The organism is Nocardiopsis sp. CNZ308 (genome assembly GCF_004217075.1).
In genome coordinates this window covers 5676695-5690774 of record NZ_SHKJ01000001.1, presented here as the reverse complement: position 1 = coordinate 5690774, position 14080 = coordinate 5676695, and the positions used below count along the sequence as shown (strand labels likewise).

Below are 14080 nucleotides of genomic sequence, written 5' to 3'. Positions count from 1 at the left end.
ATGCTCTTCCCAAAATGCCGATAGTTGAATCTCATTGCCAGCGATAAACGATAGCTGACTCCAGGCGTCCGCACAGGATAAGCTTCCCCACTCGTACACCATCGGACCTTTGATCCGATCGGTTACCGGCCCCGAGCGCGAGGAAACCCCAGGCCAGTCGGGGTGAACCCGTGGACAGGCCTGGGGTCGGTGGTGCTGTGCGGCTCCTGGTGTGCTCGCCGGTTCGACTACGACACCGTTATGCGCGTACGGGCCTGAGCATCGCGGCGGTGGCCTCAGCCGCTGCCCGCGCGACCTCGGGGAACACGGTCTGGTAGGTGTCCTGCGTGAAGTGGGTGGTCGCGTGCCCGAGCTCGCCGGAGACCACCTTCACGTCCGCTCCGGCGGCGAGCGCGAGCGAGGCTGCGCCGTGGCGCAGCCCGTGCAGGTGGATCGGCGGCAGCCCCGCCGCCTTGGCGATCCGGTTGAACCATCGGGTTACCTGCCCCGGGTGCCAGCCCGTCCCGTCGGGCTGGGTGAATACCAGCCCTGTGCCGTTCCAGGTCTTTCCTGCTTGGAGTCGGGCCTCGGTTTGGAACTTCTTCCATGAGCGCAGCACCTTCACGGTGTCCTTGTCCAGGGTGATGGTGCGCTGGCCTGCCGCGCTCTTGGGCGTGGTCGTGGCTGTTTTCCAGCCCAGGGTCACCACCTGGGTGCGGATGTCCACCTGCCCGTCGGTGAGCCGGGTGTTGGCCCACGGGAGCCCGACCGCCTCTCCTCGGCGCAGGCCTTTGACGGCGATGAGGTGGAAGAGCGGGAACAGCCAGGTGTACTTCTTGGCGTGGGCCAGGAAGGTGATGGTCTGCTCCGGGGTCCACACCATCACCTCACCGGGAACCACCCCGTCCACCTGCCACTGGCGTACCCGGTCGGCTGTCCACACCAGCGGCTTCGTGCGCGGGCAGGACGGAAGGCGCACGTGGGAGGCGATGTTGACCGACACCGGCAGGTCCGGGCGGCGCACCGCCTCGGACAGGGCGCTGCGCAGCGTGGCGCGGATGCGGTGCTTGGTGGTCAGTGAGATCACCCGCTGTCCCCTCACCGAGTTCCGCACCTTCGCCTCAAGGGACTCACGGCACTCCAGAATGTGGGTGTTGGTCTCCTCGATGGCCGCGAACATCTCCTCGACCTGCCAGGAGGTGAGTTTGTCCAGGCGGGTCTGCCCCAGATGCGGGACCAGATACCGGCGGATGTGTCCGTCGTAGGACAGGCGAGTCTTCTGGGCCAGGTCCGGTTTGCCCGTCAGCCACTCGGTCAGCCATGCCGCGACGGTGGGCACCGTTTCCCGGATGCGCACTCCGGCGCCGATGCGCCGCTTGACCTCCTCGATTTCGGGGAGGCGGTGGCGGCCCCGTAGGGCGGCCTGGATGAGGTCGGCGACCTGAACCTCAACGTCTGGTTCTTCGTCGGCCAGGCCGATGAGGGCTTTGAGGTGGTCGATCGCCTTCTGCGCCTCGTCCTGGGAAGCGAGCCCGGTGCGCCTGGCCTGACGGCGCCTGCCCTCGGTAGTGCGGGGCAGCTCCAACTGGAAGCCCCACTCCCCGTGTCGGGGGTTCCACCCGCCTTCGTCTCGGCGCAGCTTCGCGCACTTCGCTCCCAAGAGCTTGCCGGTCATCTGGTCGCGGCATCCGCATCGTTTGAACACCGACCCATCATGAGAAGCCATCTACTTCCCACCTTCCGTGTGGTCACTGCGCGCACCGCACCCACACTCGTTCCGTGAAGGGAAGGCCAGGTGGTCCAGGCCGAGATGGACCAGGACTCCGGCGGTGGGAACCACCCAAGCCTTGCCCGTCCGATGCGCGGGCACCGGAAAGGTGCCCTGGCGCAGAAGCCGATAAGCGGTGGTGCGGCCCAGGCCGAGCATTCGCCCGGCCGTGACCACGTCCAGCGCCACCGGCAACGACCCCACCTCATCAAGCCGAAGGGAAAGTTTCACATCCACCCGTCCCACTTCTCCCCCACCTGTGAACTGCGCGAATACGGTGCGCGGCCCCGCATATGGCGGGGCACCACGCATCCACGCTCGACCTCGCCGAGTAGTGCAAGCGGATTCGCCGGGTCCACCACCGGATTCACGCTCCCCATTTATTCGCCCATCCGTTTCGGGTGATATGCCGTTTTCACTGTTCAGGCCCGCAGACGGCCACTGTCGGCCACCCGGGACCCGGCTGGGATACCGGGGCCGAACCGGGGCGGTGGGGCCGACGTGGGGCACCACAGCGCCCCACGTCGGCCCCACCCCAGCGGGTCGCTGGTCAGTCGGGGCGCACGTGGCCGGTATAGGTCAGCCAGGCCCGGTAGGCGGCCCGGGTGTGTTCGGGGATAGCCACCGCTCGGTAGCGTCCCGCGCCATGGGCGTGTTCGACCACGTAGTGCTCGCCCTCCCAGGCCGGAATCCGGCCCAGCAGGGCGGCGACGTCGGCCACCTCGCCGAAGGCCTCGTCGTCGGTGTCGGTGTGCGGGAAGTAGACGACCTCCACCCGGGTCTGCGGCCCCACGGGCAGATCGGGGTTCGCCTCCAGGAGGTTGGCCAGGGCGCGGATGTCGTCGATGATGCGCCTGCGTAGGTCCGCAGACGCGGTGTCAGAGAAGCCCACGGGGCCAGGTGTCCTTTCGCAGCGAGTGGTGGTAACGACAACAGGGTCAGGGGTGGGTGGCCTCATGCCGCAGCGCTCCCCTCTCCTGCGGCCGGGGCGGGGTTGGTGAACACCAGGGCGTCCTCGTGCTGGATCACGTGCACCGGCCTGCCCTCTTTGCGCAGGCGTTTGGTCTCGATGAGCTGGAAGAACGAGGTCCGCGAGACCACCTCCCCGCCCTTGAGGGCGCACAGCAGCGCCGCGCACCGGTCGATCTGCACCAGCCCGGCCCGCCGTGCGGCGTCGGCGACCTGGCCGGGGAAGTCGATTAGGCGGCCGTCTTTGCGGTAGGGGCGGGTGGTCACCACGACCACCCCGCCCGGGGCCAACAAGGGCCTGCAGGCGGCCATAATCCGGGAGAAGGAGCTCGCCAACACGTGCGGGCGCTGGTAAGCGAGGTTGTCCGCGCGCCGGTCACGGTCGCGGGAGTAGACGTGGGCGTGCTTCTCCACCGCTTCGGCGCCGTCCCTCCGGGAACGGACCTGTCCGTGGGTCATGGACCCGTACGGAGGCGAGGTCAGCACCAACCGCACCTTCCCGACCAGGGCGTCATCGGCGAAGGTGGCCAAGGTGCGGGCGGCTTCACCGGTGTGCACCTCGCCGTAACCAAGGGCTCCCCGGGCCGTGGCGGCCTCCAGGTTCAATCTCGCGATGGAGGCCCACTTGGGCTCCAGCTCTACGCCGACGGCGTTGCGCCCCAGGTGAACGGCTTCGACCAGGCTGGTACCGATCCCGCACATCGGGTCCAGAACCACCTCGCCTGGTCGGGTGTAGGTGCCGATGGCGTGGCGTGCGATGGCCGGGAGCATCTTGGCTGGGTGCTCCACCGACAGGCGCGAGTAGCGGGTACCGCGCTGTTGGCGGGCCTGCTGCTGGCCGGTCAGCCACACCGACCACCCCGCGCCGTCCCGCTGGTTGCTGGCTTGGGCGAGGTGTCCGTGCGGGGAGCCTTCGTCGAACAACTCCTCCTGATGCTTCTGCGTCATGCGTCCACCTCCCCGGGGGCGTCCGCGGTCACGGTGTGGCCCTTCTTCGGCAGGCGGAACACCGACACGTTCAGGTGCGCGGGTGAGGTGATGGAGGCCGCCGCGTCGGCCACCGAGGCCGGCAACCCCGTGTCGACCTCTTCCTCGTCGGGGTCGAAACCCTCACCCCGCACCGGGATGGTCGCGCCGAGTCCGGCCTGGCAGAGCGGCGCGGTGATCGCGATGACGTGCTGTAGGTAGACCAGCCCCGCGCAGGAGGCGGCCCGCACCAGCCCCGGCGCGGGGTCGACCACCTCGCCGTGCGGGGTGTGTCCCACGGCGGTGATGGCGGCGATGATCCCTCCGGGGCGGGTGATGGTCGCGGCGAACAGCATCCGTGCCCGCAGCCGCCGTTCGCGCGTCTGCCGGTCCTCGTCGGTAACGGAAACCGTGAAGGTCGTCAGGTCGGCCCAGGCCACCTCCCTGTCCCCGTGCGCCGGTCGGTGCAACGAGGTGGGCGAGGCCACCTCGTAGGAGCGCCCTGCGGCTGCGGCCTGTTCGGCAACCAGGCTGGTGCCGGTCAGGTCCGCGACCACCGCGCCGGGGCGGGTGTACTCGGCCACCAGGCGGCGGGCCAACCGGCGCGGCACCGGCACCAGGTCCCCGCCGGGGGGAGGTGGCTGGTGCGCGGTCGGCGCGCACAGCCAGACCGCCAGCGGCGGCCTGCCCGCCCCGGTGTTGTTGAGGGTGTGGGTCATCAGGAGCCCCCTTCGTTGTTCTCGCCCTGATGAACCCCTAAGAAGACGTCCCCATCGCGGATGCGACACCGGCCTTGAAAAAACTGGGGTAAGTCGGAGCGTGTTGAAGGCCCGGGACCCGCACCAGCGCGGGGCTGGTGCGGGTCCGGGGCCTTCACCCGGTTGGCGCGGTCTGGGTCAGGTTCGCTTGCCCTTCAGGCGGCAGGGGCAGCCCGCCTGCTGCAGCATGTCCCGCAGCAGTAGGGGCATGGGCAGGGCGATGATCATCGCGAGGTGGTCCAGCGGGGTGCCGTGGCAGCACCGGCCGGTGGTGCGGTCGTGGGCGGCGAGGTGGTGGCCGCACGGTCCGCAGATGGTTCCCGGGCCTCGCTCGTCGTGGTGGACCATCCCGGGCCAGTCCCCGTTGACGTAGTAGGTGCCCAGCAGGCGGCTGGTGCGGTTGACGATCCCGATCAGGGTGACGGTCACGCACAGCCCGGTCAGGGTCAGGGCGTACTTCCACTCCAGGCAGCCGAGGTCGAACACGGTCCAGGCAACGTCAAACATTAATACTCCCCTAGGGTATGTGGAAGGTGGGGGTGCGGGCTGTTCAGTGGCCCGCACCCCGGGTAGCGGGTCAGGCGGGGTGCTTGGCGGAGCGGTAGCGGCGGGGTCGGTCGCAGGTCTGTACTGCGCGCTCCTCCTTGGCCAGGCGGGCGAGGTTGTTCTGGATGGCCCCGATGGAGCGGCCCTGGAGAAGGTGGCTGATCTCGGTCGCGGTGAACTCCTCGCCCGGGTCCGCGTCCAAGATGGCCTTGACCATCAGTTTCAGCTCGCCCGGTGCGAGTCGTGTGCTGCCGCTGACAGGGTTGAGGCCTTCCGCAACGGTGACCCCGACACGGGTAGCGGTCGCCGTGGCCGTGCCTCGAACGGCAGGGTCCGGCCGGGGTCCAGCGGGCGGCACCGAAACGTGTGTGGTGGTCGGGCTCTGGTCCTCGGTCGCGGTCGCCTCGTCCGCCGGGGCCTGCTCGGAGCCCGTCTGGGGAGAGGCCTCCTGTGTCGCCGAGGTGGGAACGTCCACCTCGAGGGTCTCCTCCGCGGCGGCGTCCGGTGCGGTGTCGGGCTCCGCGGAAACGGAGGCGGTGTCAGGCTCCTCCTCGGTGTGCTCGTCCGCCTGGGCCGAGGTGTCCTCCCCGGTTTCCGTGTCCGGGGCGGTGGTGGCGGCCTGCCAGGTGTCGGGCAGGCGACGACGTCCGTCGCGTCCGCCCGGGGTGCGCACCGCCAAACCGTCCTTCTCCAAGGCGGGCAGGTGCTTGCCCAGGGTGGACTTGCCCACCCCCGCCCGCTCGGCCAGCTCGGTGACGGTGACGGGTGCGGTGGCCTCGGCCAGAGCGGCCAGGACGAGGTCGCGGGTACGGGTAGCGGAACGGCGCGGAGCCGAAGCGGTGGTGGTCATGGCAGACGGATCCCTTCGTAGAGCGGTGGTGTGGGTGGGGGCCGCCCCGCCCCGGTGACGGGGCAGCCCGGTCGGGTACGGGTCAGGCGTGCTCGGCCAGGTGCGCGGTGATGCGGTCGCGGATCTGGCCGGGAAGGTGGCGCTGGTCCCGGGCAGGGGTGTGCCAACCGGTGATGAAGCACCCCTGGTGGGTGAACCAGGTGAAGGTCGCTGACTCCTCCTCGGCCGCATCGGGGTAGGGGGTGGCGACCGTGACCGTGACGTCGGGGTGGACGGTGTCCAGGTAGGTGTCATCGAGGCGACGCAGTTCGCCGGTGTCGGTGTAGAGCGGGCGGCGCAGCAGGGCGAATCCGTTGCGGCGCATGCCTACGCGCAGCCAGTCCAGTGCGGTGCGGCGGCGCGGTCGGGCGGGTTCCCAGGGCTCCCATTCCAGGCAGGCGTGGGCGATGTGGTCGGCTGCGGCGACGAGCGCGGGCCAGGCGCGGCCGGAGGGCAGCATGCATGCCCATTCCAGGTCGTGCAGGAGGTCGCCGTAGCCGTAGACGATCGTTTCCCGGTTGGTGGCCAGGAGCCACTCGGCACCGGTCAGGTAGTACTGGCCCGAGTAGGTGCTGAAGGTGATGAGCCCACCGGGTCCGGTGCGGGCTAGGGCCTGCAGGAGCTTGTCGGTGAGGTGCTGGTCGGCGAGCCGCTCACGCATAGGGCGGTATACGGGCACGGAGAGTCCCTTCGGGTAGGCGCGCCGAACACAGCGCTCGGCGCAGAGGTACTGGGTGGTGGGGCCGCCCCGCCCCGGTGACGGGGCGGCCCGGTGAGGTGGCGGTCAGGTGCGGGTGCGGCGCAGATAGGCCTCGATGGCCTCGCGGGTGCGGTGGGCGTTGGGGCCCGTCCTGAACTGGGTGCGCATGCTCGTGGGCCAGCCGGTGACGTGCCGGTCACCGTCGCTGATCGTGATCAGGGACAACTCCCTGGCCTTCTCGTCGGCCGGGCTCTTGATGGTGACCGTGATGGTCGGGTTGGTCCGGTCGGTGTAGAAGTCCTGCACCATCCGAGTCCTGGGGCTGTCGTAGTCGCCGGGGCTGGCGTACCGGTCGTAGTAGTACGGGGCGCCGGTCAGGTCGAACCCGTAGCGCTGCATGGCCTGGCGCATCCGGGTGACGACAAACCCGGTTCCGGTGACGTCCTTGAGGGTCTCGTCCATGCACTCCCAGACGGTGCAGTCGACCGCCGGAACCAGCTCCTCCCAGGCCCGGTCCCCGCACTGGCGGGTGTAAACCCGCAGGTCGAACGCCAGGTCGTAGTAGCCGTACACGATGAAGGAGGTCTGGCTGGCGGGGTCGAGGGTGCGCGAGTGGGTGGCGTAGTAGTCGCGCCGGTACAGGTCGGCGATGATCACCCCGCCGGGGCCGATCCTGTCCAGGGTGCGCAGCATGCGCGCGGTGATCTCGGCGGAGGCGAACCAGTCAGCGATCGTCACGTTAGGCACGTCCTTGAACACGTTAAGTCCCTACTCTTGGGCGCGCCGAACACAGCGCTCGGCGCAAAGGTGTCGTGCGGTGGGGCCGCCCCGCCCCGGTGACAGGACGGCCTGAAGGCGTGGGCTAGGGGCGCAGGTCCAGGTGCAGCTGAGCCCGCAGGGGCGCCTCGCTCACGAACCGGGGCGGCGCGGTGCGGGTCACCCGCTGGGCCCAGGAGGTCACGAAGTGGCCCTCGGCGTGCATGTCCAGGGACACCAGGAGGCTGTCCTGGTGGCGCTGGACATAGCAGGCGGTGAAAGTGACGCGCGGGTCGCTGCGCAGAACATAGGTGTCCTCGACCCGCCTCGCGCCGTCCAGGGTGTGGCCGTAGCGCGGGCGGCGGTTGAGGTCCATGCGGTGCAGGGTCATGCTCCCGCGCAGGCGGCGGAACAAGGGGTTCATGCGCATGGAGAACTCAGTCCAGTGGTCGATCTGGTCCCAGGTGTGGTCGGTGGCCGCGTCCGCCAGCTCCTCCCAGTCCTCGCCGTAGCAGACCAGGTCGTGGAGGAGGTCGCCGTGTCCGTAGATGGGCACTAGGCTCCGGGCCTCGGTGTACAGGTGGCGGGCATGGGTGACCCGGTAGAGCGTCTGGCGGAGGTTGGCGATGATCATGCCGCCCGGTCCGGTGCGGTGCAGGTCGCGGAGCATGTCGACCGTGACCTCGACCTCCCCGTCACAGAACCGGTCGCGCATCGTAGGAATGACAGACATTACGGAGCCCCTTTCAAGGCATGCCGAACACAGCGCTCGGCGCAGAGGTGTCGGGTGGTGGGGCCACCCCGCCCCGGTGACGGGGCGGCCCCGGGTAGGCGCTAGCGGTCCTGGTTCAGGGCGCAGATCACCGTGGAGGCGATCAGGCGACTGGTCGCAGCGTGGGTGAGCGTGCCACCGGTGCCCAGGGTCAGGTCGGCGACCGGCCGGGTACCGTCGCCCGGGTCGCTGGCGGTGACCCTGGTCGGTTCGGTGAAGCCGAAACTGACCGTGACGGTCGCGAGGTGGGTACTTCCCTCGAGGCGGTAGTAGTCCGTCATCTGGGGCAGTCCGCTGGTGGGAAGCCTGAAGACCGGGGCTGCGGCCAGGTAGGCGCACTCGTCCGCCAGGTGCTTGCGCAGGTCTTGCACCTGGAGGTTCATCGTCCGGATTCCGGGCCAGTCAGCCCGCCAGTCGCTGGCGATGTCGGTCAGGTCCCGGGCGAGGTCCTCGTCGGTGGCCGCGTGCCCCTCCTGGGAGAGGTCCTCGGCCAACTCCCGCAGCCCCTGGTAACTGGTGATGATCATCTGGGTGGGCATGGTCGCCTGGTGCGGACTGGCCACCCCTACCTGGTGGTCGCTCTCGTCCCAGGTCAGGCACATGCCAGGGCCGTGGTCGCGCAGGTCCTTGATGTGATCGCGGGTGATGAGGATCCGCGCGCTTTGGGGCATACTCGTGCTCACAGCACACTCCATTCCGTTGGTGGTGTTGGGCCCGCGCCCAGCCGTCCTGGCTCCACACCTGTCGGTGGGCGCGGGTGTTGCGGTGTGGCCGGTCTGGAGGCGGCAACCCCCAGACCGGCCTCATCAGGCCCCGGTGACCGGAACCGCGCGGTGGGCGTGGAGCTTGAACAACAGGGCTCCGACTTCGGCGCGGTACCGAACCGCTCGGGCGTGGTCGTCCGCTGCCCGCCGGGCAGCGGGGCTCTCGCCCTCGGTGCGGTGCAGGTGCACCGCGCGTCCCCGTGCGGCCAGTTCCCGGGCGATCGCCGCCTCGTAGTCACCGGCCACCCGCCTCGCCCGTTGGGCACGCGCCCTATTGGCGATGTCGGCCTGCGTGGGCGGCCTCGGCCGGGCGAATACTCGCCCCGCGATTACCGTCATTGCGCGCATGGTGCGCATTCCTCAACCCCCTTGAATTCTCGGGTGTTTGTCGTGTGCGGTCCGAGGTTCACTTGGTTGACCGGTGTTCGTCAACTCGTGTCGCGAACCTTTTTCCGCCCGCCCCGCAAACGGTACCCGTTTCGGGGCGGATGCCAAGGTGACCTTGGGTGACACGGGTTTGTCAACTCGTGTCGCGGGAAATTTTTCCCGCCCGCCCCGGAACCGTTGTTCCGCCCCGGGGAGCACGCCCATAGGAACTTGGCTGGCGGGGGGCTGTCAACTCGTGTCGCGGGTTTCTCCGGGGAAACTTTTCGACGCGAGCCCCTGGAGAGGATCCGCGCACGCGCGCGTAGGGGGCGCGGGCATGTTCGGGAGCGATCTGGGCGATCATGTTTTTTATCCCCGGCGCCGAACTGGGCGATCATCAGGGGGACAACAGACGCTTTCCATGGTTGATGGAGTAAGGAAAAGAAAGCGACGGCTGGGGACTGTGAGGGAGGGGAGGAGGGCGGAGGGAGGAGTAGGAGTACGCAGAGGGGCGGGGGCGGCCAGTAGGCCGCCCCCGCCGAGCAGGAGAAGGGGGCGCGCCGCCCCCTACGTGAAGATGACTACCCACTGGGTATAAGTCTGGACGGCCATTGGCCCACCCAGAGGGGCTTTGACCTGCACTGATAACGCCACGGTCGTGGGCCACCCAAGAGTGGCCCACCCGTTGGCCAGGGCAGTGGCCAGGGCGTTGGCCAGGGTTCAGTTCAGGTTCACTGCCCCTGCGGCCCCTGCGGCTTGTAGATGGGAACCGGACGCACAGCCCTCACCTGCACCCCTACCGCTCCGCTCTGCTCACACCTTCGACGATCGCCTTGCTGACGACTGAGGGCTTTTCGCCGACGAGGGAGAGCTTGTCTTTCAGCGACCGATAGACCTGGTGTGCTATCTCAGGACGACCACGGGATACGTGCATTTCCATGACGCGCCGGTAAAGCGGTTCATTGAATTCATCGAAGATACAAGAACGCTCCAGGAGATCCACCTTCTCATCTTCGCTTCGGGTCTCATCCGCGATCTCCAGAAGAGATTCCACCACTACCCGGATACAGGATTTCCGCGTGGGCTCCACCCACACCTCTTCCATCTCACTGAGGAGCTTCTCCGGATGTGCTTTGACAGCTTCGCGAAGCAGGTCGATCCGAGGCTCTCCAGATAGCCCTCGCGCTTCTTTGCATACTCGCGAGAATGACCACAGATCCACTGAGAAAAGATCGGGGTCGAGGGCGTAACGGCCGTTACTGTGCACGATGACGTGGTGGTCGGGATCCTCAATAGCAGCCCGCAGGGATGAGCGTATGCTGGCGATCGCGTTCTTGCGCGCGGAAACGGCCTGGGGCGAGTCCATGGCGCCGAAGCACGTCTGAACGATCTCCTCCCCGCTCGCCCCGTGGGGGTGCAGGGCCAGGTAGGCGAGGAGGGTACGGCCCACCGTGCGCAGGCCCGGCACCTCCTGTCCCTCCACCTCGACTGCGAGCTGCTCGGAAAACAGGCACAGCTCCACTCGGGGGCGCGTTCGCTCGGAGCGAGGTGATCCGGGTGGCGCGAGGACAGGGGTGGCCGGTTCGTTTTCCTTCGGGAGGTCTCCACTCTGACCGGAGACAGAGGCGTCCTCGTGGTCTTTCTGCGGCGCCTTCGCCGGGTACCGGTAGCGCAGGCACACACCGTTGCGGACTGCCTCGGCACCAGCGGTCACCACCCGCACCCGGTCGAGGTCCTCGCAGCAGAGGCCTGTTCCCGCCTGTGTCTGGTCGACGCGGTCTCCGAGCAGGAACACCACCGCACCGGGAACCGCGGCCCTCGCCTCCCGCAGGCCCTGCCCCTGGCCCAGGTCGCTGGCCTCACACACCACCAGTACCGGTGGAAGAGCCACGTCCTGCTCAGCGCCTTCCGCCGCTTCGTCCTCTTCAGCGGCATGGCGAGCGGCGGTGAGCAGCACGGGCTCCAACGCGATCCGCGCACCGTGCAGGTCGGCGACCTCCTGTACTTTGCGGAACGCCGTGTCCGTTCCGCCCAAGGCGGCCAGAAGCGCCCGGGTGGCGATCACCTGCCCCGTGCTGCTGTGGTCGGAGACCGCGGCACGGAGGGCCCCGGCTGCGTAGGTTCCGGCGAAGGAGAGCCCGTCACGGCCGTCCACCCGGACCGTGTTCGCCACGAGCACGTAGCCGTCCTGGTCGATGACGCCGTTGGCCAGCCCTTCCGGGTCCTCTCGCAGCAGGTCTTCCGCAACCGGGTCTTCCGGATTCTCAACAGCCGGGGCCACGTCGGCTTCCGGCACGGACGCCGAGGTCCGTGCGCGGCCACCGCCAGCGCGCCGCCGCCCTGCCGCGTACCCCGCTCCCAATCCGGCTGCTCCGGCCACGGCACCGACCAGGACGGGGTCCGGCCCGGTCTCCTGCTCGCTGGCAGTGGTCACGTCCAGCCGCACCTGCTCCGGCTCCGGTTCCTCCGCAGCCCCGGTGGCCTCCTCCGGTTGGGCTGGTGCGGTCGGTGCTGGCTCGCTGGCGGCAGCGGGAGGTTGCAGCGTGTAGGCGATCTCGACGCGCCGGTGCTCCCCGTAGGGCGCCCGGAGAGCGGGAGGAGGCTGGGCGGACCCCACACCTTGGACCCGGAACTCGACTTCCTCCCCCAGGTGCTGGGCAAGGTAATCGGCGACTTCCCGGGCCCGGCGCTCGGACAGGGCCAGGTTGTAGTCGGGGTCGCCGACCGGATCGGTGTGTCCGGTGACCGTCACCGGAGCTCCGGGAAGACCGAAGTCGCTGATGAGGCTGACCGTGGACTCCAGCGACCGCTTCATCTCAGGAGTGAGGGCAGCCGAGTCGAACCCGAAGTAGGCGAGGTTACGCGCGCGGTCGACCACGTCGTTCCGGCCGTCCTGTTGCTCACGCGGTGCGTCCGTGCCCTGCGCGTCGGCGGCGTTCTCCGACTGCACCGGAACCTGGACCGGGACGTCCGTCTGCGACGCGACAGCCGCTGTGTGGGTGCTGGTCGCCGTGGCGCCCCCGGCGACCAGCACCCACACCAGCCGCACCAGCCCAACCCGTGGAACCAGGCCGCGCAGCAGGGCGATCACGTCGAGGGCGACCACGGCCAGGTGGGCTGCCCACATCCCCCACAGGGCCACCGCCAGTGCGGCGATCACGGCCTCGTCGGGGACTCTGCCTCCGCGCAGGTACTGCCACAGCCACGTCCAGTCGGTGTGCTCGTCCAGCGGCCAGCCCAGCGAGGATGCCAGCACGGCCGGTCCCACCAGCAGCACCACCGTGACCAGCGCTTCGCCCACCATGGACCAGGGACTTCGCGGCATATCTCTTCGCTTTCCTTCGCGTCGGACCTGCTTCGGGGAAGGGGAGCCCACTGCCTCGCGGAGCGTCAGCCCGCCGAGGGCCGGAGCGCGGTGGCCGTCGCCTCGGCCTCGATCGTGCGCTCTGCGATCGGCAGCAGGACCGGGGTGTAGGCGGTGCGGGCCAGTACGACCACCCGGTCCTGCTCGACCGCCACCCGGCCGCCCATGCCCACCGATCGCAGGTGGTCGGCAGCGGCCCGGCGGGCGCCGTCGTTGTCCAGGACCGGTGCGCCCTCGTCGACGGTCGCGACCGTGTCGAGCTGGTGGGTTCCCGCCCGTGCGGCCGAGTGGGCCGCGGCTAGGAGTTCGGACTTGGCGACCAGCATCTGCCCGGCCTCCCAGACCAGCGCGAACACCGCCATGACGACGGGGACGAGCATGATGAGGAACACCGAGGCGTGTCCGTCGTCCCGGTGCTGACAGGTCCTTCGGCGTACTCGGGTCATGGCTCCTGCCCTCGGTAGGGGTCGACCGGGGAGAGCGCGGTGGCGGTCAGGGTGCGCTGGCCTCCGAATCCGCCCAGGTCGATGACAGTGACCGTGCACGCCACCCTCACCCCGACCGTCCCGCCCGGCTCGAACCCGGAGGCGTCCACCACGGCGGCGAACGGGGAGCAGACCACGCCCCGGTCGGCCAGCTCCCGCTCGGCTGCCTGGTGGGCCTGGATGCGGGCGGCGGAGGAGCCGCGTTGCAGGGAGGCCGCCCGCGCCGCCGCTGCGGCGGCGTCCTGGGTGATCAGCGCGGCGGAGACCTGGCGTCCGGCGACCACCATCAGCACCAGAGCCACGACGAGGACCGGAACGAGCAGGATCAGCTCCACCGACGCGCTCCCCCGGTCGTCGCGTCGGCAGTGCTTCCGCAGCGGTGCGCTCATGGCGCGAGGCGTTCGACGGGCCCGGACACCTCCGAGACCACGGGCAGGGTGACGCCCGGGAGAAGGCTCACCGTCCGCGCCTCCACCCTCACCCGCGCCTGGGCTGCTCCCCGACGCACGTCGACCTCCGTCTGACGGAGCATCCCGCCGCCCAGCTGCTCCCGTGCCTGTCCGGCCTGCTCGTACGCCGATGCCGCCGAACCGTCGTAGGCGCGGGCTGCGGCCAGGGTTTGGGAGGCGATGGCCTGGGCGCGGTGCTGGGCGTGCGCCCACAGCCCTGTCTGGACCACGCCCAACAGCATCACGAACACCAGCGGCAGGATGAACAGCGGCTCGGCGCTGCCCTGGTCGCTCCCGGAAGGCCTCGGACCGGGACGGCGCCGGACAGGCGTGTTCACCGGTTCACGCCCAGGTCGATGGACTCGGCCGCCGTGGTGAACTCCCCGACGAGGATCCCCCCGACCACGGTGGCGATGGTGATGGACACCATGATGACCAGGATCCAGTCCGTGGTCGCCGACCCGGCGTCGGCGGTCGCTTTCCGTGGTGGAGCGGTCCAGGTGCGTACACGATTCCGGGCGTGCCGGAGAAACCCCTTCATGAAGACCT

General features: G+C 69.4%; 16 protein-coding genes. All 16 read right to left on the bottom strand.

Going from position 1 to position 14080, the window contains the following annotated elements; genetic code table 11:
- Positions 1–238 precede the first annotated feature (238 nt).
- Positions 239–1705, bottom strand: a complete 1467-nt coding sequence (locus tag EV372_RS24390) for a site-specific integrase (RefSeq protein WP_130397939.1) — start codon at positions 1703–1705, stop codon at positions 239–241.
- A gap of 592 nt (positions 1706–2297) precedes the next feature.
- Positions 2298–2639: a hypothetical protein gene (locus tag EV372_RS24380; protein ID WP_130397938.1), complete on the bottom strand. Its 342-nt coding sequence runs from the start codon at positions 2637–2639 to the stop codon at positions 2298–2300.
- Between the two features lie 62 nt (positions 2640–2701).
- Positions 2702–3664: a DNA methyltransferase gene (locus tag EV372_RS24375; RefSeq protein ID WP_130397937.1), complete on the bottom strand. Its 963-nt coding sequence runs from the start codon at positions 3662–3664 to the stop codon at positions 2702–2704.
- On the bottom strand, positions 3661–4401 hold the full coding sequence (locus EV372_RS24370) for a hypothetical protein (RefSeq protein ID WP_130397936.1): 741 nt from the start codon (positions 4399–4401) through the stop codon (positions 3661–3663). The genes EV372_RS24375 and EV372_RS24370 overlap by 4 nt, the downstream gene beginning before the upstream one ends.
- Before the next feature lie 177 nt (positions 4402–4578).
- Positions 4579–4947 carry a hypothetical protein gene (locus EV372_RS24365; protein ID WP_130397935.1) on the bottom strand — a complete coding sequence of 123 codons (369 nt, stop codon included), beginning with the start codon at positions 4945–4947 and terminating at the stop codon, positions 4579–4581.
- Between the two features lie 70 nt (positions 4948–5017).
- On the bottom strand, positions 5018–5836 hold the full coding sequence (locus EV372_RS24360) for a MarR family transcriptional regulator (protein ID WP_130397934.1): 819 nt from the start codon (positions 5834–5836) through the stop codon (positions 5018–5020).
- 82 nt (positions 5837–5918) lie between these two features.
- Positions 5919–6554 carry a hypothetical protein gene (locus EV372_RS24355; RefSeq protein WP_130397933.1) on the bottom strand — a complete coding sequence of 212 codons (636 nt, stop codon included), beginning with the start codon at positions 6552–6554 and terminating at the stop codon, positions 5919–5921.
- 105 nt (positions 6555–6659) lie between these two features.
- Positions 6660–7313 (bottom strand): hypothetical protein, encoded by a 654-nt coding sequence (locus EV372_RS24350; protein ID WP_486484054.1) that lies wholly within the window; start codon positions 7311–7313, stop codon positions 6660–6662.
- A 124-nt stretch (positions 7314–7437) separates the two neighbouring features.
- Positions 7438–8064: a hypothetical protein gene (locus tag EV372_RS24345; protein ID WP_130397931.1), complete on the bottom strand. Its 627-nt coding sequence runs from the start codon at positions 8062–8064 to the stop codon at positions 7438–7440.
- Positions 8065–8165: 101 nt separating this feature from the next.
- Positions 8166–8786, bottom strand: a complete 621-nt coding sequence (locus tag EV372_RS24340; protein WP_378633205.1) for a hypothetical protein — start codon at positions 8784–8786, stop codon at positions 8166–8168.
- A gap of 123 nt (positions 8787–8909) precedes the next feature.
- The gene (locus EV372_RS24335) at positions 8910–9206 is read right to left on the bottom strand and encodes a hypothetical protein (protein ID WP_130397930.1); all 297 of its coding nucleotides are present in this window, start codon (positions 9204–9206) and stop codon (positions 8910–8912) included.
- 823 nt (positions 9207–10029) lie between these two features.
- Positions 10030–12537, bottom strand: a complete 2508-nt coding sequence (locus tag EV372_RS24330; RefSeq protein WP_165436032.1) for an OmpA family protein — start codon at positions 12535–12537, stop codon at positions 10030–10032.
- A gap of 86 nt (positions 12538–12623) precedes the next feature.
- The gene (locus tag EV372_RS24325) at positions 12624–13043 is read right to left on the bottom strand and encodes a pilus assembly protein TadG-related protein (RefSeq protein WP_130397928.1); all 420 of its coding nucleotides are present in this window, start codon (positions 13041–13043) and stop codon (positions 12624–12626) included.
- Positions 13040–13471, bottom strand: a complete 432-nt coding sequence (locus tag EV372_RS24320; RefSeq protein ID WP_486484053.1) for a TadE/TadG family type IV pilus assembly protein — start codon at positions 13469–13471, stop codon at positions 13040–13042. The genes EV372_RS24325 and EV372_RS24320 overlap by 4 nt, the downstream gene beginning before the upstream one ends.
- A complete protein-coding gene (locus EV372_RS24315; RefSeq protein ID WP_486484052.1) occupies positions 13468–13869 on the bottom strand; it encodes a TadE family protein in 402 nt (133 codons plus the stop codon). The genes EV372_RS24320 and EV372_RS24315 overlap by 4 nt, the downstream gene beginning before the upstream one ends.
- On the bottom strand, positions 13866–14072 hold the full coding sequence (locus tag EV372_RS24310; RefSeq protein ID WP_047867921.1) for a hypothetical protein: 207 nt from the start codon (positions 14070–14072) through the stop codon (positions 13866–13868). The genes EV372_RS24315 and EV372_RS24310 overlap by 4 nt, the downstream gene beginning before the upstream one ends.
- Positions 14073–14080: the final 8 nt, after the last annotated feature.

Excerpts from the sequence above, each read along its gene's own strand:
- EV372_RS24310 (WP_047867921.1), bottom strand. The coding sequence starts at position 14,072 with ATGAAGGGGTTTCTCCGGCACGCCCGGAATCGTGTACGCACCTGGACC.
- EV372_RS24335 (WP_130397930.1), bottom strand. The coding sequence starts at position 9,206 with ATGACGGTAATCGCGGGGCGAGTATTCGCCCGGCCGAGGCCGCCCACG.
- EV372_RS24365 (WP_130397935.1), bottom strand. The coding sequence starts at position 4,947 with ATGTTTGACGTTGCCTGGACCGTGTTCGACCTCGGCTGCCTGGAGTGG.
- EV372_RS24320 (WP_486484053.1), bottom strand. The coding sequence starts at position 13,471 with ATGAGCGCACCGCTGCGGAAGCACTGCCGACGCGACGACCGGGGGAGC.
- EV372_RS24325 (WP_130397928.1), bottom strand. The coding sequence starts at position 13,043 with ATGACCCGAGTACGCCGAAGGACCTGTCAGCACCGGGACGACGGACAC.
- EV372_RS24360 (WP_130397934.1), bottom strand. The coding sequence starts at position 5,836 with ATGACCACCACCGCTTCGGCTCCGCGCCGTTCCGCTACCCGTACCCGC.
- EV372_RS24345 (WP_130397931.1), bottom strand. The coding sequence starts at position 8,064 with ATGTCTGTCATTCCTACGATGCGCGACCGGTTCTGTGACGGGGAGGTC.
- EV372_RS24390 (WP_130397939.1), bottom strand. The coding sequence starts at position 1,705 with ATGGCTTCTCATGATGGGTCGGTGTTCAAACGATGCGGATGCCGCGAC.
- EV372_RS24370 (WP_130397936.1), bottom strand. The coding sequence starts at position 4,401 with ATGACCCACACCCTCAACAACACCGGGGCGGGCAGGCCGCCGCTGGCG.
- EV372_RS24375 (WP_130397937.1), bottom strand. The coding sequence starts at position 3,664 with ATGACGCAGAAGCATCAGGAGGAGTTGTTCGACGAAGGCTCCCCGCAC.
- EV372_RS24330 (WP_165436032.1), bottom strand. The coding sequence starts at position 12,537 with ATGGTGGGCGAAGCGCTGGTCACGGTGGTGCTGCTGGTGGGACCGGCC.